Source organism: Nonomuraea sp. LPB2021202275-12-8 (genome assembly GCF_037044575.1).
GTDB lineage: Bacteria > Actinomycetota > Actinomycetes > Streptosporangiales > Streptosporangiaceae > Nonomuraea.
Window position 1 is genome coordinate 1 of record NZ_JBAHWD010000023.1, and the last position, 25,271, is coordinate 25,271.

Consider the following 25,271-nt stretch of genomic DNA (forward strand, 5'->3'; position numbering starts at 1 on the left):
CCGGGATCCCCGCTCAGAGGCATTCATTTCGTCTTTGTTATGTCTTAATCCTTCCAGCCGCTCAAGCCCCTGTCAAATTGACCGGACTCACTCGACCTGAAGGAAATTTCGACCGCCCCGTCTCCGGGACAACCCTCGTAACTTACCGTGCCATCCAGCGCCTGTCGAATCAACCGGTTTTTCGGCGATCTGGAGGCGCCCGAGACGGCTCGTGCCGGAGCGCCGCGGAGCGGCTCAACCGAGTGGCTTGTTCTCAAGGGGCTGCCCTGGGGCCCGTCCGCCTGTCAGGCGTCCGGCTCACTCCCGGGGCGAAGTGAAAGACTAGGTCGCGATCCGCCAGACGTCAAATCGCCTGCCCGCCTCGCCTCGCGTGCGGCCCTCCGGCACAGCCTGTCCGGGTCGGCCGCCATGCCCTTCTCACGACCGCTGCGCCGCAGCTCGCTTGCCTTGTCGGGCGGGTCAGGGGCGCGGGTTTAGGGGCGAGCTCTTCAGGGAGGGCCGCCGGCCGGCCCGTTCCGCCCAGATGCCTCGGGTACCGAGGGCGCGAATCCGGGCATTCGTGATCCTCGGATCGTGGTGTCCCGGAAGTCAGGACTCGCAGACTGGAGATCTCTGAGCACCCCTCAGGGCGCTGACGTCCGCCTACGGAAACCTCGATAGAGCGGCCCGGCAGGATTCCGTGCCCCGGTCTCCGGCACCTTGCGGTGCCACGGGTCGGGAGCGCGCTCGACCAGACCCCGCTCCCCTGCGGTGTCACCAGGCAGACCCGCGCCATGACAGGGGTGTCGAACAGTGCCGCGTACCGAGGAACGGTGCGCCCTGCCACCATCAGCTCCTGCTCGTCCGCTTGATCAACCCGGCGAGCCACTCCACCCGCAGGTTGATCAAGTAGACGGCCGCGATCGACCTGCTGTTCGCGCCTGGCCGTCGCTGGTCAGCCCGGCATGGACGGGGAGCACCTGCGCTTCCCCACCGAAGAATCCGAACGTGGCGGTCTCGATCAACGACCCCGATCAGCCGTACCGTTACTTCGAGGTTCGAGGCGTGGTCGAGCCGGACCCTTCGGGCGACTTCTCCACGACGTGCAGGGCGGTCTGGTGATCGTCGTAGGCCTACGCACGCCACAGGTCAGCGAGACGAAGCGGTGGAGGATCCGCCATGGTGCGAGCGGCACTCGGAGTGAGGGACCACTGCGGCTGGGCGATGCTGGTCGGCCTCGGCGGCGACCCGGAGGCGCCCCAGGTGCTGCTTCGCGAGCGGATCGTGCTGCTGGACGACCCGACGCTGCCCGACCAGCCCTACCACGCAGCGGCCGGCCTCGGCTTACGGGAGGCGGCCGGGCTGATCGGGCGGGTCGAGAGCTCGGCTCGCGCGGCGGCGCACCGGGAGCTTTCCCGCGCGGCCGGCGAACTCCGCGCGGGCGGGCATGACGTAGGTGGGATCGGCATGGACCTCGGCGCGGTCGGGGCCGGGAGGATGTCGCTGCCCGGGAGCCTGGAGGAGATCCTGGGCAAGCATCATTACCTGCACGGGGCGGAGGGCGAGCTCTACCACGAGGCGCTCATGGACGGCGCACGGGCCGCCGGCCTGCACGTGGAGCGCTACGACTTCAAGACGCTGCCCGACACGGCGGCCCGCCTGCTCGGCTCGGCCGCGGCTGAGCGCGTCAGCGGCCTGCGAGCCCAGGTCGGACCGCCGTGGACCCGCGACCACAAGGACGCCGCCCTGGCCGCCCTCCTCGTCCTCGCGGGCGACTGAGCCCGGCGATCAAGCTGTGAGCGTACGGACCTGCTCCGGCGAGGTGAACAGCTCGGCCGACATCCCCGCATCACGCGCGGCGACGACGTTGACCTCGTTGTCGTCGAAGAACAGCACGTCCCCTGGAGCCACCCCCATCCGCTCCGCGCAGATCTCGTACGCGCGCCGGTCCGGCTTGGCCACCCCGATCCGGCACGAATAGGTGAGCGCGGTGAAGCGCCTCAGCCACTCCCCGTGCCGTGTCTCCCAGATGGGCACCAGCTCTTCGATGATGTTGGACAGCAGCCCGAGCGTCCGTCCGCGGTCGGCGAGTTCGTGCACCACGGCGACCATCTGGGGGTCGACGTGGCACCAGCTGGCCAGGTCGGCGTCGATCAGCGCCGGGACGTCGGCGAACCGGGCGCCCAGCCGGTCGGCGACAGCCGCCCAGTACTGACCGCTCTCCTGACCGGCGTCGTAGGCGGGCCGGCACGCCCAGTACGCCTCCCAGAACCCCTCGCCCTGTACGCCCGCCAGCTCGACGATCTGCTGCTTCGCCTCATCCGTCTGGGTACGAGCGATTACACCGTACAAATCGAACACGATCACTTCAGGCATGGTTTCGAGCTTATGCGCGTATCCTGCCCCGGTGACCAGTGCCGCCACCCTCTCCCCACCTATCACACCGGCTCCCCGTCGCCGCAGGTCGAGCCCGTGGTGGATGGCGCTGGCGGCGGGAGTGGCGGCGTTCGGCGGCACGGGATCCGCCACCCTGAACGGCGACGAGCTGGCCACGATCAGCGCCGCCTCTCGCTCACTCGCCGGCCTGTGGGAGCTCGCGCGGCACATCGACGGCCACTTCCTGCCCTACTACGTGTTCATGCACTTCTGGGCCAAGGCGGGCACAGCCGAGCTGTGGCTGCGGCTGCCGTCCGCGCTGGCGATCGCGGTGGCCGCGGGCTTCCTGGTCGAGCTGGGCCGGCGGCTGCACAGCACGAGAGCCGGGGTGACGGCCGCCGCCCTGCTCGCCGTTCTGCCCTCGGTGTCCTACTACGGGGCCTTCGCCAGGTCGTACTCGTTCGCCGCGGCGGCGGTGGTGTTCTCGTTCTGGGCGCTGCACCGCGCCGTCGAAGCGCCCGCCGCCCGCCGGTGGGTGCTGTACGGGGCGAGCGTGGCGCTGGTGTGCTGCACGCACCTGTTCGCGGTGCTGGTGCTGCCCGCGCAGTTGGTGGTCGCCGCCGCCCTGCTGCCGGGCCGGACACTGCTGCTGCGGATGCTGCCCGCGCTCGCCGCCGGAGGCGTGCCCGCCCTGGTGCTGGGGCTGGTCGGGTACGGCGAGCGGCACGCGATCAGCTGGATCCCGCAGCGGGGTCCGGACGTGCTGCTGAAGTTCCCGAAGATGGCGGCGGGAGCGGCCGAGGTGGGAGTGCCGCTGTTCGCGGTGGCGCTGGCCGGAGCGGCGCTGCTGTGGTTGCGCGGCTCGCCGGCCGTCCGGGCCTGGGCGGTCGCGCTGCTGGGCTGGCTGCTGCTTCCGCCGTTGCTGCTGCTCGCGGTGTCCCACCTGGTGACGCCCGTGTACGTGGACCGCTATCTGTTCGTCACCGCGCCCGCGCTGGCTCTGCTGGCCGCCGTGGCGGTGGCGGGCATCTCGCGTAGCGGGCCGGCCGTGGCCGCGTGCTGCGCGCTCGTGCTGGCGGCGGGCGTCGCCGGGGCGGCACAGCATGTCACGGTACGCGAGTCGAACGGGCGCTTCGAGGACATCCCGTGGGCGGTGCGCAGGATGGACGCCCGGTCGGGCGACGCGATCGTGTTCGGCCAGAGCACGGCGCGGGCCGGGTTCGACTACTACGGGGACGGTTCGATGCCGGACGACGTGCTGCGAGTGGGTTCGGCACCGCAGCCGGACGGGTTCGGCTACCCCGAGCGCGGCGATGTTGCCGCCGCGCTGGAGGGGCGCGAGCGGGTGTGGGTGGTGTGGCGCGGCGCCAAATCCGCCGGGCCCCGGCTCCCCCGGGTGAAGGCCGTGATGAGTGCCGGGTACAGGCAGGAGTCGGCGTGGCACTCGGCGGACCTGCCCGGCCTGACGGTCGCCCTCTATACAGCCGGGTAGCGGGCCTGGTCCGGCGGACAGGCCCGCTCGCGGATGTCCGTCAGCCGACCTCGACGCCGCCGATCGACTTCTTGCCGCGCCGCAGCACCATGAACCGGCCGTGGAGCAGATCCTCGGCGGACGGCGTGTGGGCCTCGTCGGTGATCTTGACGTTGTTGAGGTAGGCGCCGCCCTCCTTGACCGCCCGGCGGGCCGCCGACTTGGACTCCACCAGGCCGCTGTCGGCCAGCAGGTCCACGAAGGTGGCGCCGAGCGCGGGCACGCTCGCCTTGGGCACCTCGGCGAGTGCGGCCTCCAGCGTCGAGGCCGGGAGCTCCTCCAGCGAGCCCTGGCCGAACAGCGCCTTGGAGGCCGCCACCACCGCGTCCAGCTCGCCGGAGCCGTGCACCAGCGTGGTCAGGTCCTCGGCGAGGGTCCGCTGTGCCTCGCGGGCGAAGGGCCGGTCGGCCACGGCCTTCTCCAGCGCCTCGATCTCCTCGCGGCCCCGGAAGGTGAAGACCTTGAGGAAGCGGACGACGTCCCGGTCGTCGGCGTTCAGCCAGTATTGGTAGAACGCGTAGGGCGAGGTCAGCGCCGGGTCGAGCCAGATGGCGCCGCCCGCGGTCTTGCCGAACTTGGTGCCGTCGGCCTTGGTGATCAGCTTGCCGGTGAGCGCGTGCACGTGGGCGCCCTCGACGCGCCTGATCAGGTCGACGCCGGCGATGATGTTGCCCCACTGGTCGCTGCCGCCGAGCTGCAGCGTGCAGCCGTGGCGGCGGTAGAGCTCCAGGTAGTCGTTGGCCTGCAGGATCTGGTAGCTGAACTCGGTGTAGCTCAGGCCTTCGCCGCCGAGCCTGGCGGACACCGACTCGCGGGCGAGCATGCGGTTGACCGGGAAGTGCTTGCCGACATCGCGCAGGAAGTCGATGGCCGACATCTCAGCGGTCCAGTCGAGGTTGCTGACCAGCTCCGCGGGGTTGGGCCCGGACTCGAACGACAGGAACTTCTCCACCTGCACCCGGATCCTGGACACCCACTCGGCGACGACCTCGGAGGTGTTGAGCACGCGCTCGGTGCTGCGGCCGCTGGGGTCGCCGATCAGACCGGTGGCGCCGCCGACCAGGCCGATCGGCCGGTGGCCGGCGCGCTGGAAGCGGGTCAGGATCAGCAGGGTGGCCAGGTTGCCGACGTGCAGCGACGGCGCGGTGGGGTCGAAGCCCGCATAGACCGTGATCGGACCCTTCGACAGAGCGTCGCGCAGAGCGTCGACGTCGGTGGTCTGCGCGGTCACGTCGCGCCATTCGAGCTCATCGAGAATGTCGGTCACGGTGCTGGCTCTCCGATTGAGGTTGAGTGGTTACAGCGTGCCTGATCGCGCCGCATGACCGCTACTTGGATAGTGTCGGTCACCATGTGGAGGGTCCGTCGCGAGCTGGCCGTTTTCAAGATCTTAGGTGCTCTGGTGTGCGCCGGGCTCGCCGTTTACTGGTGGGCGAGCGGCGACGTGCGCGGGGTGATCCTGGCCGTCCCGGCGGCCGTGCTGGTGGGGACGATGGGGCTGCGCGATCTTCTGGTGCCGGTGCGGCTCTCAGCTGACGAGAGCGGCATCACCGTGGTCCACGGTTTCGCGGGCAGGCGGCACGTCCCGTGGGAGGCGATCGAGGACGTCAAGGTGGACGTGCGCCGCAGGTTCGGCCTGCGCAGCGAGATCCTGGAGATCGACACCGGCGACAACCTGCACATCTTCAGCGCTCACGAGCTGGGCACATCGCCCACGGAGGTGGCCGCCGTGCTGCGCCGCCGCGGCACGTGAGCCCTGTAGGGCGAGACGGTCGGGTCGCCGTCGATCCAGAACCGCCAGGGCGTGTCCTTGGCCGTGGAGATCCCCGTCCGGGGCCCTGACCTGATCGCGGCGGGTTCGGCCGGGCGCCCCTCCAGCAGGACGACCGACCCGGCCGGCCAGCCGGTCAGCGGGTGGGCAGGGCCGTGGCCGTCCAGGTGACGCAGCGCCTCCCGGGAGCCCTCCCAGATCGCGTCGATGCCGTTGTGTTCGCGCAGCAGCCCGAGCGCCACCGCCAGCCGTGCCGGGCCGCGGGCCAGGTCCCGGTCGGCCACCGCCTTGCCGCCCGAGCGGCGTGACCTGGCCACCTTGCCGCCCGCCACCACCTCGCCGGCCCGCAACAGCACCGCCGCCCCGTGGCCGTCCGGCAGGCAGACCAGGTTGGCGCAGAAGTGCATGCCGTAGGTGAAGTAGACGTACAGGTGGCCGGGCGGGCCGAACATCACCGCGTTGCGGGGCGTCCTGCCCCGATAGGTGTGGGCCGCCGGATCCTCGCCCGGCCCGCCGTACGCCTCGACCTCCGTCAGCCGCACGGCGACGTCGCCGTGCACGAGCACGCGCCCGAGCAGGTCGGGCGCGACCTCGTGCGACGGCCTGTCGAGGAAGGCGCGCGGCAGCGGCGCCGAGCTCAGGATCCCGCCGCCCATGCCGCCTGGGCGTCGACGGCCTCGCCCAGCGCCACGAGCTGGTCGCGGACCCGGTCGGGGGCGGTGCCGCCGTGGGCCTTGCGGGCGGCCAGGGCGCCCGGCACGTTCAGCACGTCGCGCACGTCGGGCGTGAGGTGCGGTGAGACCTTGGCCAGCTCGTCGTCGGAGAGGTCGCCGAGGTCCTTGTCGTTGACCTGGCACCACACCACCAGGTGCCCCACGGCCTCGTGCGCCTCGCGGAACGGCACGCCGCGGCGCACCAGCAGCTCGGCCAGGTCGGTGGCGAGCGCGAACCCGTCGGGGGCGGAGGCCTCCATGCGGGCGGTGTTGACCCGCATCGTGGCGACCAGGCCGGCCATCGCGGGCAGGACCAGCAGCAGCGTGTCGACCGAGTCGAAGACGGGCTCCTTGTCCTCCTGCAGGTCGCGGTTGTAGGTGAGCGGCAGGCCCTTCAGCGTCGTCAGCAGCGCCATGAGGTTGCCGATGAGGCGGCCGGACTTGCCGCGGGCCAGCTCGGCCACGTCGGGGTTCTTCTTCTGGGGCATGATCGACGACCCGGTGGAGTAGGCGTCGTCCATCTCGATCCAGCGGAACTCCTGCGAGGCCCACAGGACGATCTCCTCGCCCAGCCGCGACAGGTGCATACCGATCATGGCCGCGGCGAACAGGAACTCGGCGGCGAAGTCGCGGTCGGAGACGGCGTCCATCGAGTTGGGCGCCGCCGCGGAGAAGCCGAGCTCCTGGGCGACCGCCTGCGGGTCGAGCGGCAGCGAGGAGCCGGCCAGCGCGCCGGCGCCGAGCGGCGAGATCGCGGCGCGCTTGTCCCAGTCGGTGAGCCGGTCGATGTCGCGGGTGAAGGCGTGCACGTGCGCGAGCAGCTGGTGGCCGAACGAGACCGGCTGCGCGTGCTGCAGGTGGGTCATGCCGGGCGCCGCCGTCTCGGCGTGCTGCTCGGCCTGGGCCATCAGCGCCGTCTCCAGCTCGACCAGGCGGGAGACGATCGTACGGGCGTGGTCGCGGAGGTAGAGGCGCAGGTCGGTGGCGATCTGGTCGTTGCGGCTGCGGCCGGCGCGCAGCTTGCCGCCCAGCGAGCCGAGCCGCTCCAGCAGGCCGCGCTCCAGGGCGGTGTGCACGTCCTCGTCGGCGACCGTCGGCCGGAACTCGCCCGCCTTGCAGGCGCGCTCCAGGTCGTCGAGCGCGCCGATCATGCGCTCGAGCTCGTCGGCGCCGAGCAGACCCGCCCTGTGCAGCACGCGGGCGTGCGCCCTGGACGCGGCCAGGTCGTACGGCACCAGCCGCCAGTCGAAGTGCACGCTCACCGACAGCCGGGTCAGCGCGTCGGACGGGCCACCTTCGAAGCGCCCGCCCCACAGCCGCATCGGCTTGCCATCACTCACCAGTGTCTCCTCAGCGTTCCCCAGCAGGTTCTCCGCGACCATAGTGCACCTCAGCCGTGCTTGGCGTCGCGCGCCGCGGCGATCTTGGAGGGCAGGCTGAAGAGCTGGACGAAACCCTTGGCCAGGGACTGGTCGAAGGTGTCGCCGGTGTCGTAGGTGGCGAGCGAGAAGTCGTACAGCGACTGCTCGGAGCGCCGGCCGGTGACGGTGGCCTTGCCGCCGTGCAGCGTCATGCGGATGTCGCCGGAGACGTACTTCTGGGCGTCGGCGATGAGCGCGTCGAGCGCGTTCTTGAGCGGCGAGAACCACAGGCCGTCGTAGACGAGCTCGCTCCAGCGCTGGTCGACGCTCCGCTTGAAGCGGGCCAGGTCGCGCTCGACGGTGACGTTCTCCAGCTCCATGTGCGCGGCGATCAGCGCGATGGCGCCGGGCGCCTCGTAGATCTCGCGGGACTTGATGCCGACGAGCCGGTCCTCCACCATGTCGATGCGGCCGACGCCCTGGGCGCCCGCGCGCCTGTTGAGCTCGTCGATGATCTGGTATGGGGTGAGCGCGCGGCCGTCGACCTTGACCGGGACGCCCTGCTCGAAGGTGATGACGACCTCGTCGGGCTCGCGCGGGACCGACGGGTCGGCGGTGTAGGAGTAGACGTCCTCGGTCGGGCCGTTCCAGATGTCCTCGAGGAAGCCGGTCTCGACGGCGCGGCCCCACAGGTTCTGGTCGATCGAGAACGGGTTCTTCTTGGTGGTCTCGATCGGCAGGCCCTTCTGCTCGGCGAACTCGATCGCCTTGTCGCGGGTCCAGGCGTAGTCGCGGGCCGGGGCGACGACCTTGAGGTCGGGCGCGAGCGCGGCCAGGCCGGCCTCGAACCGGACCTGGTCGTTGCCCTTGCCGGTGCAGCCGTGGGAGACGATCGTGCCGCCGAACTGCTTGGCCGCGGTCACCAGGTGCTTGACGATGAGCGGCCGCGACAGCGAGGACAGCAGCGGGTAGCGGTCCATGTAGAGGGCGTTGGCCTGGAGCGCGGGCACGCAGAAGTCGGCCGCGAACTCCTCCTTGGCGTCCACCACCACGGACTCGACCGCGCCGCAGTCCATGGCGCGCTTCTGGATGACCTCCATGTCCTCGCCGCCCTGGCCGAGGTCCACCGCGACGGCGACGACCTCGGCGTTCATCTTCTCCGCGAGGAACGGGATGGCGACGGACGTGTCGAGGCCGCCCGAGAACGCTAGAACTACTCTCTCCGTCATTTTCTTGCTCTCCATTTGCTTAAAGTCTGATATTTGCGTGCGGAAAGCCCACCGAGGTGGGCTAGGTACGTCGGTCCGCCATCTTCAGCAGGGCCTCGGCCACGGCCTGGCCGCCCTGCGGATCGCGGCTGATGACCAGGATCGTGTCGTCGCCCGCGACCGTGCCGAGGATGGACTCCCAGTCGGCGTGGTCGATGGCCGAGGCGAAGAACTGGGCGGCGCCCGGCGGTGTCCTGACGATCACCAGGTTGGCCGACGCGTCGGCGCTCACCAGCAGTTCCTCGGCGATGCGGTGCAGCCGGGCGGCAGGCGACTCGCCGGTGCCGAGTCGCGCCAGCGGGATCCGGCCGCCGCCCTCGCCGGGCAGCGCGTAGACCAGGGAGCCGTCCTCGGCCCGCAGCTTGAGCGCGCCGAGCTCGTCGAGGTCGCGCGAGAGCGTGGCCTGGGTGACCTCGACACCGCTCTCGGCCAGCAGCTTGGCCAGCTCGGGCTGGGAGCGGACGGGCTGGCGCTGCAGCAGGTCGGTGATCTTCGCCTGGCGCGCCACCTTGGTCATCGGGATGGTCATGTCCGGCTCACCAGCCAGTGCAGCAGCGCCTTCTGGGCGTGCAGCCGGTTCTCCGCCTGGTCCCAGACGACACTGCGCGGGCCGTCGAGCACGTCTTCGGTGATCTCGTAACCGCGGTAGGCGGGCAGGCAGTGCAGCACGATCGCGTCGTCGGCGGCGTACTCCATGAGCTCGGCGTTGACCTGGTAGGGCATGAGCGTCGCCACCCGCTCCTCCTTGCCGTCCTGGCCCATCGACACCCAGGTGTCGGCGGCCACGATGTGCGCGCCCTGGACGGCCGCGACCGGGTCCGACAGCGAGACCACCGAGCCGCCGGTCGTCGCGGCGATGGCCGCGGCCCGGTCGAGGACGACGGCGTCCGGCTGGTAGCCGACCGGGGCGGCGACGCGCACGTGCATCCCCGCGGTGGCGCCGCCGAGCAGGTAGGAGTGGGCCATGTTGTTGGCGCCGTCGCCGACGTAGGTGAAGGTCAGCCCCGCCGTCTGGCCGAACCTCTCTCGGACCGTCTGCAGGTCGGCGAGGATCTGGCAGGGGTGGAAGTCGTCGGTCAGCGCGTTGACCACGGGCACGGCCGAGTGCGCCGCCATGGCCTCGATCAGCTCCTGGCCGGTGGTCCGCCAGACGATGGCGGCGACCAGCCGGTCCAGCACCCGCGCGAGGTCCTCGACGGGCTCGCCCCGGCCCATCAGCGTCGAGACGCCGTCGACGACCAGCGGCAGGCCGCCGAGCTCGCCGATGCCGGCGTGGAAGGAGATCCGGGTCCTGGCCGAGGGCTTGTCGAACAGCACCGCCACCGTCTTGGGGCCCTCGAACGGCCGGTAACCGAACCGGTCCTTCTTCATCGCCTCGGCCAGGTCGAGCACCTCGGCCTGCTCCGCGGGCGAGAGGTCGTCGTCGCGCAGGAAGTGCCTGGTCACTTGGCCGCCTCCGTAAGGATCTTCGGGAACGCGGCCACGAACGCGTCGATCTGCTCGGCCGTCACGACCAGCGGGGGCGCGACCCGCACGGTGTCCGGCTGCAGGGCGTTGACCAGGAAGCCGGCCTCGGCGGCGGCCTGCTGCATCTTGCCGGAGACCGGCTCCGCGAGCACGGCGCCCAGCCACAGGCCGCGCCCGCGCACGCCCTTCAGCAGCGGGTGGTCCACCGCCTCCAGCCCGGCGCGCAGCCGCGCGCCGACCGACCGCACGTGGTCGAGGTCCACATGGTCGAGCACGGCCAGCGCCGCCGCGCACGAGACCGGGTTGCCGCCGAACGTGGAGCCGTGGTCGCCCTTGTCGAAGAGCGTGCCCGCGTCTCCGAAGCCGACGCACGCGCCGATCGGCATGCCGCCGCCCAGCCCCTTGGCCAGCGTGAGGATGTCGGGCGTGACGCCGTCGGCCTGGTGGGCGAACCAGTGGCCGGTGCGGCCGATCGCCGACTGGATCTCGTCGGCCACCAGCAGGGCGCCGGTCGCGTCGCAGATCTCGCGGGCAGCCGCCAGGTAGCCGTCGGGCGGCGGGACCACGCCGGCCTCACCCTGGGTGGGCTCGAGGAAGACCGCGACGCACTCGCCGGTGACGGCTTCCTTGAGGGCGTCCGCGTCACCGTAGGGGACGAACCGGACGTCCGTCGGGAAGGGCCCGAACTGGTCGCGGATCGACGCCTTGCCGGTCAGCGACAGGGCGCCCAGGGTGCGGCCGTGGAAGCCGTTCTCGGCGGCGACGAAGTAGCTGCGGCCGGTGCGCCCGCCGTACTTGAGCGCGAGCTTGAGGGCGGCCTCGTTGGCCTCGGTGCCGGAGTTGGCGAAGAAGACCCGGCCGGGCGCCTTGAGCAGGTGCAGCAGCTTCTCGGCGAGCAGCACCTCGGGCTCGTGCAGGAACAGGTTGCTGGTGTGCGCGAGCGTCGCCACCTGTTTGGAGACCGCCTCGACCAGCGCCGGGTGGGCGTGGCCGAGCGAGCTGACCGCGATGCCGCCGATGAAGTCGAGGTAGGGCTTGCCGTCGACGTCCCACACGCGGGTGCCCTCGCCCCTGGCCAGCGCGATGGGCGGGACGCCGTAGTTGGGCATGAATGCCTGCTCGAACCTGTCGTAGAGGCTCATGACGGCATCACCATGGTTCCGATTCCTTCGTTGGTGAAGATTTCCAGCAGCAGCGAGTGGGGCACCCGGCCGTCGAGCACGTGCGCCTGCGGGACACCGCCCTGGACCGCGGTGAGGCAGGCCTCCATCTTGGGCACCATGCCGCTCGACAGGCTGGGCATGTGCCGCTCCAGCTCCGCCGCGTCCAGCTTGTCGATCACGTCGGTGTCGTCGGGCCAGTTGGCGTACAGGCCCTCGACGTCGGTGAGGACGACCAGTTTCTGCGCCCGCAGCGCCACGGCCAGGGCGGCGGCTGCGGTGTCGGCGTTCACGTTGAAGATCTCCCCGTCGACGCCGCGCGCCACGCTGGAGACCACGGGAATGCGACCGTCGGCGATCAGCGCCTGGACCGCGCCCGGCTCGACCTTGACGATCTCGCCGACCTGGCCGATGTCGACCGGGCTGCCGTCGACCATGGCGCTCTTGCGCTCGGCGGTGAACAGGTGGGCGTCCTCGCCCGACAGGCCGACCGCGAACGGACCGTGCCGGTTGACCAGGCCGACGATGTCGCGGTTGACCTGGCCGACCAGCACCATCCTGACGACTTTCATGGCCTCCGGGGTGGTGACGCGCAGGCCTGCCGTGAAGGTCGACTCGATGCCGAGCCTGTCGAGGTGCTCGCTGATCTGCGGACCGCCGCCGTGCACGACGACCGGCCTGAGGCCGGCGTAGCGCAGGAAGACGATGTCCTCGGCGAAGCCCTGCTTGAGGGCCTCGTCGGTCATCGCGTTGCCGCCGTACTTGATCACGACCGTCGCGCCGTGGAAACGCTCCAGCCAGGGCAGCGCCTCGATCAGCGCGCCCGCCTTCGCGTGTGCGGTGCCGGTCCTCATGAGGAGTACGCCGAGTTCTCGCGCACGTAGTCGGCCGTCAGGTCGGTGGTGTGCACGGTCGCCGTGTGCGGGCCGGCCGACAGGTCGACGGTGATCGTCACGTCGCGGGGGCGCATGTCCACCTTGGACCGGTCGTCGCCGACGGCGCCGGCGCGGCAGATCCAGATGCCGTTGATCGCCACGTTCAGCCGGTCGGGCTCGAACTCGGCGTCGGTGGTGCCGACGGCGGACAGCACCCGGCCCCAGTTGGGGTCCTCGCCGTGGATGGCGCACTTGAGGAGGTTGGAGCGGGCGACGGCGCGGCCCACCTTGACGGCGTCGTCCTCGGAGGCGGCGCCGACCACCTCGATGGCGATGGCCTTGGTGGCGCCTTCGGCGTCGATGAGGAGCTGCCTGGCGAGGTCGGCGCAGACCTCGGTGACCTTCTGCTCGAACTCCGAGATTTCAGGCTTGGTCCCGGAGGCGCCGCTCGACAGCAGCAGGACCGTGTCGTTGGTCGACATGCAGCCGTCGGTGTCGAGCCGGTCGAACGTCTGCGCGGTGGCCCTGCGCAGCACCGTGTCGAGCTCCTCGGCGGTGAGGTCGGCGTCGGTGGTGATGACGCAGAGCATGGTGGCCAGGCCCGGAGCGAGCATGCCCGCGCCTTTGGCCATGCCGCCCACCATGTAGCCGTCGCCGCGCTTGAAGGAGATCTTGGAGACGGTGTCGGTGGTGCGGATCGCGTCGGCCGCGGCCAGGCCGCCGTCGCGGGACAGCTGCGAGGCCGCCAGCTCCACACCGGGCAGCAGCGCGTCCATCGGCAGCCGCTCGCCGATCAGGCCGGTCGAGCAGACCGCGATCTCGCCCGCGGAGTCCGCGAGTGCCTCGGCCGCCTTCTCAGCGGTGGCGTGCGTGTCCTGGAAGCCGTCCGGACCGGTGCAGGCGTTGGCGCCGCCGGAGTTGAGCACGACCGCTCGCAGCCGCCCGCCGCCCAGGACCTGCTGCGACCACAGCACCGGGGCGGCCTTCACGCGGTTGACGGTGAAGACTCCGGCGGCGGCGCGGCTCGGGCCGTCGTTGACGACGAGGGCCAGGTCACGAGAGCCGCCAGCCTTGATACCGGCGGCGACGCCCGCGGCCCTGAAGCCGAGGGGGGCGGTCACGCTCATGCGCCCTCCTCCGCCGGCCGCACGTGCTTGCTGGATGGTTCGCTGCGCTGTGTCACGGAGCAACTCCTGTCAGGGGAAGGCCGAGCTCTTCCGGCAGGCCGAGGGCGAGGTTGGCGCTCTGGATCGCGCCTCCGGCCGTGCCCTTGGTGAGGTTGTCGATGGCGATGACGGCGACCACGCGGCCGGCGCGCTCGTCGAGCGTCACCTGCACGGCGGCGGTGTTGGCGCCGTAGGTCATCGCGGTGGCGGGCCAGGTGCCCTCGGGCAGCAGGTGCACGAACGGCTCGGCCTTGAGCGCCGCCTCGTAGGCCGCCCTGATCGCCTTCCCGGTGACGCCGGGTTTGGCGGGGGCAGAGCAGGTGGCCAGGATGCCGCGGCTCATCGGGGCGAGTGTCGGGGTGAACGACACCCGCACCGGCACGCCCGCGGCGAGGCTGAGGCCCTGCTCCATCTCCGGCGTGTGGCGGTGCACCCCGCCCACGCCGTAGGCGCTGACCGAGCCCATGACCTCGCTGCCGAGCAGGTTGGGCTTGAGCGACCTGCCCGCGCCGCTGGTGCCGCTGGCGGCGACGACGACCACGTCCGGCTCGGCCAGGCCGTGCGCGAACGCGGGCAGAAGTGCCAGCAGGACGGAGGTCGGATAGCAGCCGGGCACCGCGATGCGGGTGGCGCCGCGGAGCACCTCGCGCTGGCCGGGCAGCTCCGGCAGGCCGTAGGGCCAGGTGCCGGCGTGCTCGCCGCCGTAGAACTCCTGCCAGGCGGCGGGGTCGGCGAGCCGGTGGTCGGCGCCGCAGTCGACGACGAGCGTATCGGCGCCGAGCCGGGCGGCCACGGCGGCCGAGTGGCCGTGCGGCAGGGCCAGGAAGACCACGTCATGGCCGCCGAGCGCGTCGGTGGTGGTCTCCTCGATGATCCGGTCGGCGAGCTGCGGCAGGTGGGGCTGGTGGGCGCCGAGCGCGCTGCCGGCGCTGGAGGCCGCGGTGAGCGCGCCTACCTCCAGCTCGGGATGGCCGAGCAGGAGGCGGAGCAGCTCGCCGCCCGCGTAGCCGCTGGCTCCGGCGATCGCCGCTCTCATCTGACCCCCTGCATGTTCATGCACCCGTACTCATGCTCTTGCTGTTAAAGATGATGCACTCCAAGGGATGAACATGCAAGCCAGAACTGCCCGTGTGTCCGAATCCCGAGACGATGCCGAAGAGATGACGAAACGCCCACAAGCCATGTAACCGCTCGTGAAGAACGGTCTAGCGCTACGTACCTACCGGTCGGTACTGTGATTTATCCGAACAGCCGTACACTGCGGGAGTTCTGCGTAATGACCCTTTCGCACGCCCAGGCCCAAGCCCAGCTCACCGGTCCTGGCCAGCTTTTCGAGATCGAGGAGATCGGCGACACCGGGATACGGACGTGGAAGCACGCCCCTGCCCACTTCCGCGCCCTGCTCGAGATCAGCAGGTTCCACGGCGACAAGGTCTTCCTGGTCTACGAGGACGAGCACATCACCTTCGAGGACCACTTCCGCCGCGTCGCGACCCTGGCCAACCGCCTGGTCGAGGAGTACGGCGTGAGCAAGGGCGACCGGGTGGCCGTCGCCATGCGCAACTACCCGGAGTGGTCGATCGCCTTCTCCGCCGCACTCGTCTGCGGAGCCATCGCCGTGCCGCTCAACGCCTGGTGGACCGAGCCCGAGCTGGCCTACGGGGTGAGCGACTCAGGGGCCAAGGTGCTCATCGCCGACGGCGAGCGCGCCGCCAAGCTCCTGGGCACCGGCGTCCCGCTGATCGTGGCCAGGGGCGAGGCCCCGGAGGGCGCGCGGACGTTCGAGGAGGTGCTGGGCGAGATCACGGCCGACGTGACGCTGCCCGAGGTGGAGCTCTCCCCCGGCGACCCGGCCACCATCTTCTACACCTCGGGCACCACCGGTAACCCCAAGGGGGCGCTCGGCAGTCACCGCAACCTGGGCCAGTCGCCGATGACGGTCGCCTACGGGCTCATGCGCGCCGTGACGATGGCGGGCAAGGACTACGCCGAGGCGGCCGCGGTGCGCAGGGTGACGCTCCTGACCGTGCCGCTGTTCCACGTCACCGGCTGCTTCTCCGCGCTGACCACCACCATGTTCAGCGGCGGCGGCCTGGTGCTGATGTACAAGTGGGACCCCGAGCAGGCGCTGAAGCTGATCGAGCGGGAGCGGATCACGGCGATGATCGGCGTGCCGACCAACGCCTGGCAGCTCATGTCGCATCCGGACTTCGGCAACTACGACCTGTCGTCGCTGACCACCCTCGGATACGGCGGAGCGCCGGCCCCGCCCAAACTCCTGGAGCGCATCACGGAGAACCTGCCGAACCGGGCGCCCTCCAACGGCTACGGCATGACAGAGACGACCGCTCTGGCCATCGGCAACGGCGGCGCCGACTATCAGGCCAGACCCGACAGCATCGGCCGCCCCACGGCCGTGGTGGACGTGCGCGTGGTCGACCCGATGGGCAACGAGCTCCCGCCGGGCGAGGTGGGAGAGCTGTGCGTGCGCGGCCCGAACGTCATCCTGGGCTACTGGAACAAGCCCCAGGCCACCGCCGAGACGTTCGTGAACAACTGGCTGCACACCGGCGACCTGGCCAAGATCGACGAGGAGGGCTTCGTCTACATCGTCGACCGGGCCAAGGACATGGTCATCAGGGGCGGCGAGAACGTCTACTGCGCCGAGGTGGAGGCCGCCCTGTTCGAGCATCCGGCGGTCGACGACGTGGCCGTGATCGGCGTCCCGCACGACGAGCTCGGCGAGGAGGTGGGCGCGGTCGTCCGGCTCGCTCCGGGCGCCACGGCGAGCGCGGAGGGGCTGCAGGAGTTCCTCACCGGCCGCATCGCCAAGTTCAAGATCCCCACGCACGTCTGGTTCCGCGACACGGAGCTCCCCCGCAACCCGGGCGGCAAGATCCTCAAGACGCACCTGCGCAGGGAGGTCCTGGGCGCCTGACGCGCCACGGTCCGCGCCACGGTCCGCGCCACGGTCCGCGCCACGGTCCGCGCGACGTCCGCTCCGGCGGACGGGCGCGGGCCGTGTGCTTTCTCCCCGGGGGTACGGGCCCCGGCCGGCGACTACCTAGGTAATGCGGATATAGGTAGTGATATAGGGATTTATCACCTGATGCTGCGGCCACCTGTGAAGGCACGCTGGAGGGTCTGAGCTGCTCATCAGGATCGGGGAAAAAAATCATGTGTCAGCATCAGCCGCCGTGTCCGCCCGCGGACGCCGCGGATCACGAAGCCGCCCGTCTGGTGGCGTACCACCCGGAGCAGGGCTGGGGCCTGCTCTGCAACGGGGTGGTGTGCTTCGACGACGCCGGCGAGCTGTTGCCCGACGGGGTGCCCGTCGACGCGTCGGGGGGCGCCGCGTGACCACGTTCTTCGACAAGCTCATCGCCACGGTGCACGAGAAACCCGCCGGCCAGGCGTCATGGACGTTCCCGCCCGAGGCCGCCTCCGTGCCCCGGGCCCGCCACCGGGCCCGCGCGCAGGTGGGCCGCTGGGGCTTTCACGACCAGGCCGAGGTCGTCGAGCTGCTCGTCAGCGAGTTGGTCACCAACGCGCTGCGGCACGGGCGCGGCGGCATCCGGCTCGGCCTGACGTTCGAGGACGGGCTGCTGCGCTGCGAGGTCGAGGACGAGGCCGTCAAGCCGCCCAGCGTCCGCCCGGTGCGCGCGGACGACACGCAGGGGCGCGGGCTGCACCTGGTCGACATGCTCGCCTGCTGCTGGGGCAGCGACGTCACCGCTCGGGGGAAGACGGTCTGGTTCGAGCTCGCGGTGCCCGTACGCGAGCGGGTCTGGGCCGCCGTCGGCGTGCCGGCTTCCGAGGCGTACTGAGCAGCGGTCAGGCCAGATCCCCCGGCGAGGTTCTCGCCTTGCCCAAACGTCGTTGAACCCGCCTTGACCTGCCCTCCCGCATCCATCCAGCAGGGCGGGCATAACGTGATTAATGGAGCGCCCCTGGCACGAAGGATCAAAACCTGCGGTGATAGCGAGCCCCTCCCGGCGGCACCGGACGAGCACGCTGCCGGCGGAGGTCACGAGTTTCGTCGGACGTCGGCACGAGGTGGCCGAGGTCAAGCAGTTCCTGTGCACGTCACGTACGGTGACGCTGACCGGCGCCGGCGGGGTCGGCAAGACCAGGCTCGCCCTGCGTGCGGGCGCGGAGGTCGGGCGCGCGTTCAGGGACGGCGTGTGGCTGGCGGAGCTGGCGGCACTGGACGGCCCCGGCATGCTCGCCCAGTCCGTGGCCGAAGCCCTGGAGATCCGGGACCGTTCGGCCTCCTCACCCCTGCGCGTGCTCACCGAACACCTGCGCGACAAGCAGGCGCTGCTGATCCTGGACAACTGCGAGCACCTGGTCGAGGAGTGCGCCGTACTGGCGGAGACGCTGATGCGCGCGGCCCCGGAGCTGCGCATCCTGGCCACGAGCCGCCAGGCGCTCGGCATCGCGGGCGAGCAGGCGCTGACCGTGCCGGCACTGCCGCTGCCCGCCTTCGGCGAGTCCCGCGGGTCACTCGACGCGCTCCTGCGCTCCGACGCGGTGCGGCTGTTCGCCGAGCGCGCCCGCGCCGTCCTGCCGACGTTCGCCGTCACCGAGGAGAACCGGGACGCCGTGGCTGCCATCTGCCGTCGCGTCGACGGCCTGCCGCTCGCGATCGAGCTGGCGGCCGCCCGGCTCCGCGCCCTGTCGGCCCAGCAGCTCCTGGACCGGCTGGACGACCGGTTCCGCCTGCTCACCGCAGGGTCGCGGGCCGTGCTCCCGCGCCATCAGACGCTGCGCGCGCTCATCGACTGGAGCTACGCCCTGTGCTCGGACAGCGAACGGCTGCTGTGGGAGCGCGCCTCGGTGTTCGCGGACACCTTCGACCTGGCCGCGGCCGAGGCGGTCCTCGCGGGCGACGGCATCGCCCGCGAGGAGGTCGTCGACCTGGTGATCGGGCTGGTGGACAAGTCCATCCTGACCCGGGAGGACCACCAGCAGAACGTGCGCTACCGGATGCTCGACACGATCCGCCAGTACGGCCGCGATCGGCTCACCGCCTCCGGCCAGGAGGCCGCGCTCCGACGGCGGCATCGCGACCACTACCGCGATCTGGCCGCACGGGCACGCGCGGAGCTGTTCGGGCCCGCGCAGGTGACCTGGTTCACCCTGCTGAACCTGGAGCACGCCAACCTGCGCACCGCGCTGGAAAGCGCCTTCGGCGAGCCCGACGGGATCACCGACGGCCTCGGCATGACCACCGACCTGCTCTATCACTGGATCACGAGCTACTACCTCGGCGAGGGGCGGAGCTGGTTCGACCGGGGGCTGGCCGCCGACAGCGAGCCGAGCGACGTCCGCGCCCGCGCACTGTGGGCCGGTAGCTGGCTGGCCGTCATCCAGGGCGACATCCCCGCGGCCACCGCGATGCTGGAGGAGAGCCGCCGCATCGGCGAGTCGCTGGAGGACGAGTCGATCCTCGGCTACGTCGCACTCTTCTCCGGGATGGTCGCCATGTCCGGCGGGCACGCCCAAAGCGCGATCAAGCTGTACGAGGACGCCCTGGCCAGGCTCTGCGGCACGCAGGACCCGGTGGGTGAGGCCCTGTCGCTGATCCGGCTGTCTCTGGCGCACTCCTTCCTCGACGACTCCTCGCTCGCCATCCGTCTCGCCGAGGAGTGCCTGTCCGTGTGCGACGCCCACGGTGAAGGCTGGCACCGCGCGTACACGATGATGGCGCTGGGCGTCGAAGTGTGGCTGCACGGGGACGTGGAGCGCGCGGCCGAGCTGGAGAAGCAGAGCCTGACCTTCAACCGGTCGCTCGGCGACACGCTGGGCGTCGGCGTGAACCTCGAGGTGCTGGCGTGGATCGCCGCCACTCAGGAGCGGTGGGAGCGGGCGGCCCGCCTGCTGGGCAGCCTCAGGACGGTCTGGCGGTCCGTCGGCGCCCCGCTGGGCGGGTACGGGCACCTGGCCGGCTACCACGACGACTGCGAGCGGCGTACCCGCGAGGCCTTGGGCGAGCACGCCTTCGCCGCCGCCGTCAGGCAGGGCTCCCGGCTTCCGTACGACGAGTCGCTCGCCTACGGCCTGGAGGAAGAGCCCGCCGCGGAGGATGGGCCGGCGGAGCCGGCGCCGCTCACCCCGCGGGAGACGGAGATCGCCCAGCTCGTCGCCCAGGGGATGACGAACAAGGAGATCGCGGCGTCCCTGGTGATCGCCCAGCGGACCGCCGAAGGCCACATCGAGCACATCCTGTCCAAGCTGGGTTTCCACTCCCGCGCCCAGATCGCCGTGTGGGTGGGTGAGCGGGCCAGGGCCACCGACGAGGCACAGTAGTCAGGCGCTGTAGGGGTCCTGCCCCGACCGGATGCGACTGGCCATGGACTTGAGCGCTTCCAGCGCGGTCAGGTAGGTCATCGGGCCGAAGGAGACGCGGGCGACGCCCACCGCGGCGAGCCTGCCCAGGTCCATGCCGGGCAGACAGGTGACGTTGATTGGTCCGGGGATGGCCTTGACCAGCTCGGCGATCACCTCTTCCGAAGGGGCGAGTATGGGGAAGACGCAGTCGGCGCCGGCCTCCAGATAGCGGCGGCCACGTTCGGCCACCTCCTCGACCGTGGCGGAACCGGTCAGGAACAGGTCGATCCGGGCGTTGATCACCAGGTCCGGGCTCGCCGTCCGGAGCGCGGCGATGCGCTCCGCCTGCGTGCCGGCGTCGAGGAGTCCTCCTGCGCGCTGGTCGGTGTCCTCGATGTTGAACCCGGCCGCGCCGATGGCGGTGAGCCGTTCGACGAGCTCCCCGGGCGGCAGGCCGTAGCCGGCTTCGGCGTCGACGGTCACCGGTACGTCCACGGCCCGGATGACCCGGGCGGCGGCGTCGAACATCTCGCCGACGGGCGCGCCCTCGTGGTCGTCGTACCCCAGCATGGCGGAGATCGACGCGCTGGCGGTCGCCAGGGCTGGGTAGCCCACCTCGGCGACGACGGAGGCGCTGGCCGCATCCCACACGTTCGGCAGGATCAGCGGGTCGCCGGGCCGGTGCAGGTCGCGAAGCAGATCGGTACGGGCGTTGGACATGGCCGTTTCCTCATCCTTGGGTGGGAGCCGTCGCTATGAGGACTCAACAACTCCTCCGTTCGTGACGATATGACGATGTGATCCCCGACACAGAGATCGAGTCACGCGTCTCGCAGCGAGCTCGATGGCCTGCCGGCAGCACCAGCGTCGGTTTCCAGGCGAGCCGCCCGAACGGCGACACCGCGCTTCCGTCCGGATGCGCCTGCGCCTGACAGCCGGCGGCTCGTCTCCGCCCCCGCCGATCATCCGACTCGATCCCAGGGGATGGCCTCGATCCGCTCGATGTTCTCCTCGCCCCACGCCCCGAGCGATGCCATCGCGGTGTTGAGCGAGTGGCCGAACTCGGTGAGCGAGTACTCCACCTTGGGAGGGACCTGGTGATAGACCTCACGATGCAGCAGCCCGGTGGCCTCCATCTCCCGAAGCTGCAGGATCAGCACCCGCTCGCTGATGCCGGGGACCGCCCGCCGCAGCTCCCCGAAGCGCACGGGGCCATCCTGGAGCGCGAAAAGGATCAGCCCCTTCCACTTGCCTCCCATGACGGCGATGGCAGCGTCGAGCCCGCAGGTGAACGTCCGCTTCTTTGTCATCCACCAATACTTACATTTTTGTCAGTACCCGACAAAATTGTCGGTACTTGAGTAAATGTCTGTGCCGACCCAGCATGGAGAACCGGCCGCACCAAGCCCCCAGCGGCATCGAAGGCGGCACGCTCACCTCTTCTTCTTTCTCTCTGTGACTGGAGTACGCACGTGACTGAGAATCACCCGACGCCGGTGACCGTCATCGGACTGGGCTCGATGGGCGCGGCACTGGCCGAGGCCTTCGTCCAGGCCGGCCACCCGACCACCGTCTGGAACAGGACCGCCGCCAAGGCCGCACCCCTGATCGCCATGGGGGCCGGGCACGCGGAGGCCATCGAGGACGCGGTGGCGGCAAGTCCGCTGATCATCACCTGTCTGACCACTTTCGAGGACACTCGACTGGCGCTGGAGCCGGCCGTCAAGTCGCTACCTGGGCGGGCTCTTGTCACGCTGAACAGCGGCTCCCCCGTCGGCGCCCGGGACACGGCCGCCTGGGCCGTCGGCCACGGCGCCCGGTTCCTGGCCGGGGCCGTCAAGAACGTGCCCTCGGCCGTGGGAGCGCCGGACACCCTGCTGTACTACAGCGGTGACAAGACCGTCTTCGAGGAGTTCGAGACGACCTTGAAGGTGCTGGGAGGCGATACCGTGCACCTCGGCGAGGAGACCGATCTCGCCGCCCTGTACGAGATGGCCGTGGGCGCCATCCTGCTGCCCGCGCTGGTCGGTTTCTTCCAGGGCGCCGCCGCCGTCCAGGCGCGCGGGCTCGAGGCGAACTCGATGGTGCGGTTCGCCGGCAAGTGGCTGGACATGATCAAGTCTCTGCTGCCGGTCTACGCCAAGGAGATCGACAGCGGAGACTATGCCGATGCCGCCTCCTCCGTGAACCTCTTTCTCGCCGGGGCGGCCCACGACGAGGCTCTGGCCAAGGAGACGAACGTCGACACGGCCTGGCTCGCCCCCTTGCACGACCTGGTGAGGCGGGCGGCTGAGGCGGGCCACGGCGACGACAGCATCTCGGCACTCACCGAAGTGCTCAGAAAGCCGGCCCGACAGGCATGAGCGGGACGAGGCCTGACCGTCCGCTCGAAGAACAGGACGGGGTGCCGCTCCGGGGTCATCGCGCGCGGGAGGCCGGGGGCGCGGTTCCGGAGGTGATGGTCCACGGGATGTCTTGGTTGTTCGGTCGGCCGGGGTTCAGTGCGACATGAGCGCAGCGGCGCCCCTGGTCCCGCAGAGGGTTCGTGACGGACGTGATGCCGAGCCGTTGGCCGGCCGGCGAAGCATCCCAGCCGAGGTAGGCAACCTCCGGGTGAGTCTCCCGAAGGGCCTGGTGGGCTCCCAGGGCGAGTTCGTCGCTCATGGCGATGACGAGCGCATCGGGGGTGAGCTGGGGGGCGAGTTCGCGCGCCGCCTCGACGCCATCTCGCTGAGCGTTGCGAGCGACGACGGCGATCGGTGTACTCGTCCAGCTGAGCCCGGCCTGTTCGACGGCAGTGCGGTAACCGCGCAGACGGGCGTCGGTGACGGGAAACGGTGCGCGTGGCGGCAGATCTGCGCCGATCGTCACCATGTGCTCGCGGTCGCGATCGAGAGGGAATGAGATCACTACGGGCGTCCGGCCTTCGCGGAGCCCCTGGGAGGCGATTGCGAGGGCGGCACCGTAGTCGTCCTGGGTGACACACGCGATCCCCTGGCGTGGTGGACCGCCCTGGATGACAGCGGGGCGAGGGTCGCCGGCGACCGCCGCCAGCACCGGATCGTCCTCTGCGGTGGTCCACAACACGAAGCCGTCGACTGCCGCGGACAGGACACGATCGGCGTCGGCGGCGTCGCCCCGCGTGGGGATGAACGTGAGGCCCTGGCCTTCTTCGACGCAGACCTCAGCGACCCCGGCCAGGAACTGTGCCGCTTGGGGATCGTCGAATGCGTAGGCCAGGTGCTCGCTGAAGACCACCCCGATCTGTTGCGTTCGACCGGATTTCAGCGCGCGGCCCACGGCGTCGGGGCGATACCCCAGCTCGCCGGCCGCGCGGTGCACGCGGTCGCGGGTGGCGGCCGCGACGCGGGCAGGCCGGGTGAAGGCGTAGGAGGCGGTCATGGGTGACACCCCCGCACGAGCCGCCACATCCTTCAGCGTCACGCGTCTGCGGTCAGTCGGCACGGGGACCATCCTACTTGTGTAGCGTTACACATATGTCGACCGTGATCGCTTGCCCCGCCAGGATGTTCCGTGCGGCGCCGTTCCTCGGCTTCGCCGGGTTCGGCGCCTTCTGGGGGGTGTGGGGCGCCTCCCTTCCCCTGCTGCGAGCCCAGGCCGGTGTGAGCGATGCGCACTTCGGCGTCGCGCTGCTCCTCGTGGCCGCCGGTGCTCTGCCCGCCATGCTGCTGACCGGGCGGCTCGTCGACGCGCTCGGGCTGCGGGTCGCCGGAGCACTGCTCGCATTGCTGGGCGTCATGGGCGTCGTGCTTTCCTTCGCCTCGGTGAGCTATGCCGCGTTGTGCGTCGGCGTCCTCGCGGTGGGAGCCAGTTCGGGAGCGGCCGATGTGGCGATCAACACGCTGGCGGCGACGGCCGAGAAGAGGACTGGACGCCCCGTCGTGGCCCGTTCGCACGCGGCGTTCTCCGCCACGGTCGCGGTCTCGAGCCTGGGCGCCGGCGCGCTCACCGCGATGACGGACAGCCTGCCGGCGGCCTTCGCCGCGGCTGCCGTGGTCGTCGTGGCTCTCGGTCTGGCCGTCATCGCCGCGACTAAGCAGGACGCTGTCGCACCAGGGAGCCGGGATGCGCCGACGCACGCCGGTCGCGCGTCCTGGCGGGTCGCCCTGCTCGTCATCGGTGCGATCGGCGCGCTGGCGTTCGCGTCGGAGAACGCCTATCAGACCTGGGCTGCCGTGCTGCTGACCGACGCGTTCACCGCCTCGCCGGCGCTGGCCGCCGTCGCGCCGGCGGCGTTCGCCACGACGGCCGCACTGGCCCGCCTCGCCACGGCCACGATCACGTTACGCAGCCCGATCGCCACGCTGGTCGTGGCAAGCATGATCGCCACGGCCGGAGGCGTCTTGACGGCGTTCGCATCAACGCTGCCGCTCGCGCTGGTGGGCATCGTCGCCGCCGCCGTGGGCACCTCGGCGCTCTTTCCCACCCTGCTGTCCTACGGTCTTCGCCCCGTCCCCGACGCGTCCCGGGGACGAGCCACGTCCACCATCTCCACGGTCGCCTACCTCGGCTACCTCGCCGGACCGGCATATTTCGGCCTGCTCGCCGACGCCACCGGGGTGCAGAAGGCGTTTCTCGGCATCGCCGCCCTGACCGCCGGACTCCTGGCGACGATCCCGGCACTGTCAGCACTCAAGCGAGCAGGGGCCGTCCGTTCCCTCGACGAGACGCCGCACTCGATCCGCACCTGAGCGGCCCGTACGGCCCTTGTTCCGGTCGGCGGGGATGCGGCTGGACGCTCGCCATTACCTCGCGCGTAATCGCGCCGCCTATGCGTCCGGTGACACCTTTGGGCTGTCGGAAAGAACGCCTGAAGGAGATGCGAGATGAGCACTCTCACCGTTGCCACCACTGATCGCGCGAGGTTCCTGCGCCTCGTCCTGGCCCTCGACGCCGCCGTCACGGGGGTCAACGGGCTGGTCTACCTCGCCGGCGCCGGTCTGGTCACCGAGCTGCTCGGTCCCGGGGCCGGCCTGCTGCGCGGGATCGGGATCTTCCTGCTCGTGTACGGCGCGGGGGTCGGTCTCCTGGCGGCCCGCGGCACCGTCAGCCAGGCGGCCACCCGGGCGGTCATCGGGCTGAACATCGCCTGGGCGCTCGGCAGCGTCGCCGCGGTCGTCACCGGGGCACTGGAGTTCACCACGATCGGCGCGGTGTGGGCCGTCGCACAGGCGCTCGTGGTCGCGGTCTTCGCCGAGCTGCAGATCATGGGCCTGCGCCGGCTCCGCTGACCCGCCGTACAACACTTCG

The 25,271-nt window shown here is 70.9% G+C and carries 24 protein-coding genes; 10 read left to right on the forward strand and 14 right to left on the reverse strand.

Translation table 11 applies throughout. The annotated features are described in order from the left end of the window. Window positions 1-1,158: 1,158 nt before the first annotated feature. Complete coding sequence (locus tag V5E28_RS32505; RefSeq protein WP_336212638.1) at window positions 1,159-1,758, forward strand: hypothetical protein; 600 nt, start codon at window positions 1,159-1,161, stop codon at window positions 1,756-1,758. 9 nt (window positions 1,759-1,767) lie between these two features. Here V5E28_RS32505 and V5E28_RS32510 read toward each other — a convergent pair whose 3' ends face one another. Next, a complete protein-coding gene (locus V5E28_RS32510) occupies window positions 1,768-2,355 on the reverse strand; it encodes an HAD family hydrolase (RefSeq protein ID WP_336212639.1) in 588 nt (195 codons plus the stop codon). A 31-nt stretch (window positions 2,356-2,386) separates the two neighbouring features. On the opposite strand from V5E28_RS32510, the gene V5E28_RS32515 reads away from it, so the two are divergent. Continuing rightward, window positions 2,387-3,847 (forward strand): glycosyltransferase family 39 protein, encoded by a 1,461-nt coding sequence (locus V5E28_RS32515; protein WP_336212641.1) that lies wholly within the window; start codon window positions 2,387-2,389, stop codon window positions 3,845-3,847. Between the two features lie 40 nt (window positions 3,848-3,887). On the opposite strand, the gene tyrS is transcribed toward V5E28_RS32515, so the two are convergent. Further along, the gene (tyrS, locus tag V5E28_RS32520; protein ID WP_336212643.1) at window positions 3,888-5,153 is read right to left on the reverse strand and encodes a tyrosine--tRNA ligase; all 1,266 of its coding nucleotides are present in this window, start codon (window positions 5,151-5,153) and stop codon (window positions 3,888-3,890) included. Window positions 5,154-5,237: 84 nt separating this feature from the next. Between tyrS and V5E28_RS32525 the strand changes: the two genes are divergently transcribed. Then, a complete protein-coding gene (locus V5E28_RS32525) occupies window positions 5,238-5,639 on the forward strand; it encodes a PH domain-containing protein (RefSeq protein WP_336212644.1) in 402 nt (133 codons plus the stop codon). Here V5E28_RS32525 and V5E28_RS32530 read toward each other — a convergent pair. The 9 genes from V5E28_RS32530 to argC form a co-directional block, all read right to left on the reverse strand. After that, a complete protein-coding gene (locus V5E28_RS32530; RefSeq protein WP_336212646.1) occupies window positions 5,579-6,313 on the reverse strand; it encodes a DNA-3-methyladenine glycosylase in 735 nt (244 codons plus the stop codon). The genes V5E28_RS32525 and V5E28_RS32530 overlap by 61 nt on opposite strands. Then, window positions 6,295-7,752 (reverse strand): argininosuccinate lyase, encoded by a 1,458-nt coding sequence (gene argH, locus V5E28_RS32535; protein WP_336212648.1) that lies wholly within the window; start codon window positions 7,750-7,752, stop codon window positions 6,295-6,297. Before argH ends, V5E28_RS32530 begins: the two co-directional genes overlap by 19 nt. An 8-nt stretch (window positions 7,753-7,760) precedes the next feature. Further along, window positions 7,761-8,960: an argininosuccinate synthase gene (locus V5E28_RS32540; RefSeq protein WP_336212650.1), complete on the reverse strand. Its 1,200-nt coding sequence runs from the start codon at window positions 8,958-8,960 to the stop codon at window positions 7,761-7,763. Window positions 8,961-9,021: 61 nt separating this feature from the next. Further along, complete coding sequence (locus tag V5E28_RS32545) at window positions 9,022-9,528, reverse strand: arginine repressor (RefSeq protein ID WP_336212652.1); 507 nt, start codon at window positions 9,526-9,528, stop codon at window positions 9,022-9,024. Continuing rightward, window positions 9,525-10,445 (reverse strand): ornithine carbamoyltransferase, encoded by a 921-nt coding sequence (argF, locus tag V5E28_RS32550; protein WP_336212654.1) that lies wholly within the window; start codon window positions 10,443-10,445, stop codon window positions 9,525-9,527. Before argF ends, V5E28_RS32545 begins: the two co-directional genes overlap by 4 nt. Next, a complete protein-coding gene (locus tag V5E28_RS32555) occupies window positions 10,442-11,608 on the reverse strand; it encodes an acetylornithine transaminase (protein ID WP_336212655.1) in 1,167 nt (388 codons plus the stop codon). The genes argF and V5E28_RS32555 overlap by 4 nt, the downstream gene beginning before the upstream one ends. Continuing rightward, a complete protein-coding gene (gene argB / locus V5E28_RS32560; RefSeq protein WP_336212657.1) occupies window positions 11,605-12,480 on the reverse strand; it encodes an acetylglutamate kinase in 876 nt (291 codons plus the stop codon). Before argB ends, V5E28_RS32555 begins: the two co-directional genes overlap by 4 nt. After that, complete coding sequence (gene argJ, locus V5E28_RS32565; RefSeq protein WP_336212659.1) at window positions 12,477-13,628, reverse strand: bifunctional glutamate N-acetyltransferase/amino-acid acetyltransferase ArgJ; 1,152 nt, start codon at window positions 13,626-13,628, stop codon at window positions 12,477-12,479. The genes argB and argJ overlap by 4 nt, the downstream gene beginning before the upstream one ends. A 52-nt stretch (window positions 13,629-13,680) precedes the next feature. Next, window positions 13,681-14,703 (reverse strand): N-acetyl-gamma-glutamyl-phosphate reductase, encoded by a 1,023-nt coding sequence (gene argC / locus V5E28_RS32570; RefSeq protein ID WP_336212660.1) that lies wholly within the window; start codon window positions 14,701-14,703, stop codon window positions 13,681-13,683. 240 nt (window positions 14,704-14,943) lie between these two features. On the opposite strand from argC, the gene V5E28_RS32575 reads away from it, so the two are divergent. The 4 genes from V5E28_RS32575 (at window position 14,944) to V5E28_RS32590 (ending at window position 19,979) form a co-directional block, all read left to right on the forward strand. After that, window positions 14,944-16,605 (forward strand): class I adenylate-forming enzyme family protein, encoded by a 1,662-nt coding sequence (locus V5E28_RS32575; RefSeq protein ID WP_336212662.1) that lies wholly within the window; start codon window positions 14,944-14,946, stop codon window positions 16,603-16,605. A gap of 239 nt (window positions 16,606-16,844) precedes the next feature. Further along, window positions 16,845-17,027, forward strand: a complete 183-nt coding sequence (locus V5E28_RS32580) for a DUF5999 family protein (protein WP_336212664.1) — start codon at window positions 16,845-16,847, stop codon at window positions 17,025-17,027. Next, a complete protein-coding gene (locus tag V5E28_RS32585) occupies window positions 17,024-17,494 on the forward strand; it encodes an ATP-binding protein (protein ID WP_336212666.1) in 471 nt (156 codons plus the stop codon). The genes V5E28_RS32580 and V5E28_RS32585 overlap by 4 nt, the downstream gene beginning before the upstream one ends. A gap of 148 nt (window positions 17,495-17,642) precedes the next feature. Next, the gene (locus tag V5E28_RS32590; protein ID WP_336212667.1) at window positions 17,643-19,979 is read left to right on the forward strand and encodes an ATP-binding protein; all 2,337 of its coding nucleotides are present in this window, start codon (window positions 17,643-17,645) and stop codon (window positions 19,977-19,979) included. Here the strand turns inward: V5E28_RS32590 and V5E28_RS32595 are convergent, their stop codons facing one another. Beyond that, window positions 19,980-20,720, reverse strand: coding sequence for an isocitrate lyase/PEP mutase family protein (locus V5E28_RS32595; RefSeq protein ID WP_336212668.1), 741 nt, complete (start codon window positions 20,718-20,720; stop codon window positions 19,980-19,982). A 242-nt stretch (window positions 20,721-20,962) separates the two neighbouring features. Then, window positions 20,963-21,310 carry a winged helix-turn-helix transcriptional regulator gene (locus tag V5E28_RS32600; RefSeq protein ID WP_336212670.1) on the reverse strand — a complete coding sequence of 116 codons (348 nt, stop codon included), beginning with the start codon at window positions 21,308-21,310 and terminating at the stop codon, window positions 20,963-20,965. A 162-nt stretch (window positions 21,311-21,472) separates the two neighbouring features. On the opposite strand from V5E28_RS32600, the gene V5E28_RS32605 reads away from it, so the two are divergent. Then, on the forward strand, window positions 21,473-22,363 hold the full coding sequence (locus tag V5E28_RS32605; RefSeq protein ID WP_336212672.1) for an NAD(P)-dependent oxidoreductase: 891 nt from the start codon (window positions 21,473-21,475) through the stop codon (window positions 22,361-22,363). Between the two features lie 55 nt (window positions 22,364-22,418). Here the strand turns inward: V5E28_RS32605 and V5E28_RS32610 are convergent, their stop codons facing one another. Then, window positions 22,419-23,474, reverse strand: a complete 1,056-nt coding sequence (locus V5E28_RS32610) for a LacI family DNA-binding transcriptional regulator (RefSeq protein WP_336212673.1) — start codon at window positions 23,472-23,474, stop codon at window positions 22,419-22,421. A gap of 23 nt (window positions 23,475-23,497) precedes the next feature. Here V5E28_RS32610 and V5E28_RS32615 point away from each other — a divergent pair, with 23 nt between their 5' ends. Together V5E28_RS32615 and V5E28_RS32620 are read left to right on the forward strand one after the other, a co-directional pair. Continuing rightward, window positions 23,498-24,712 carry an MFS transporter gene (locus V5E28_RS32615; protein ID WP_336212675.1) on the forward strand — a complete coding sequence of 405 codons (1,215 nt, stop codon included), beginning with the start codon at window positions 23,498-23,500 and terminating at the stop codon, window positions 24,710-24,712. Between the two features lie 135 nt (window positions 24,713-24,847). Further along, window positions 24,848-25,252 carry a hypothetical protein gene (locus V5E28_RS32620; protein ID WP_336212677.1) on the forward strand — a complete coding sequence of 135 codons (405 nt, stop codon included), beginning with the start codon at window positions 24,848-24,850 and terminating at the stop codon, window positions 25,250-25,252. The last annotated feature ends 19 nt before the right edge of the window (window positions 25,253-25,271 follow it).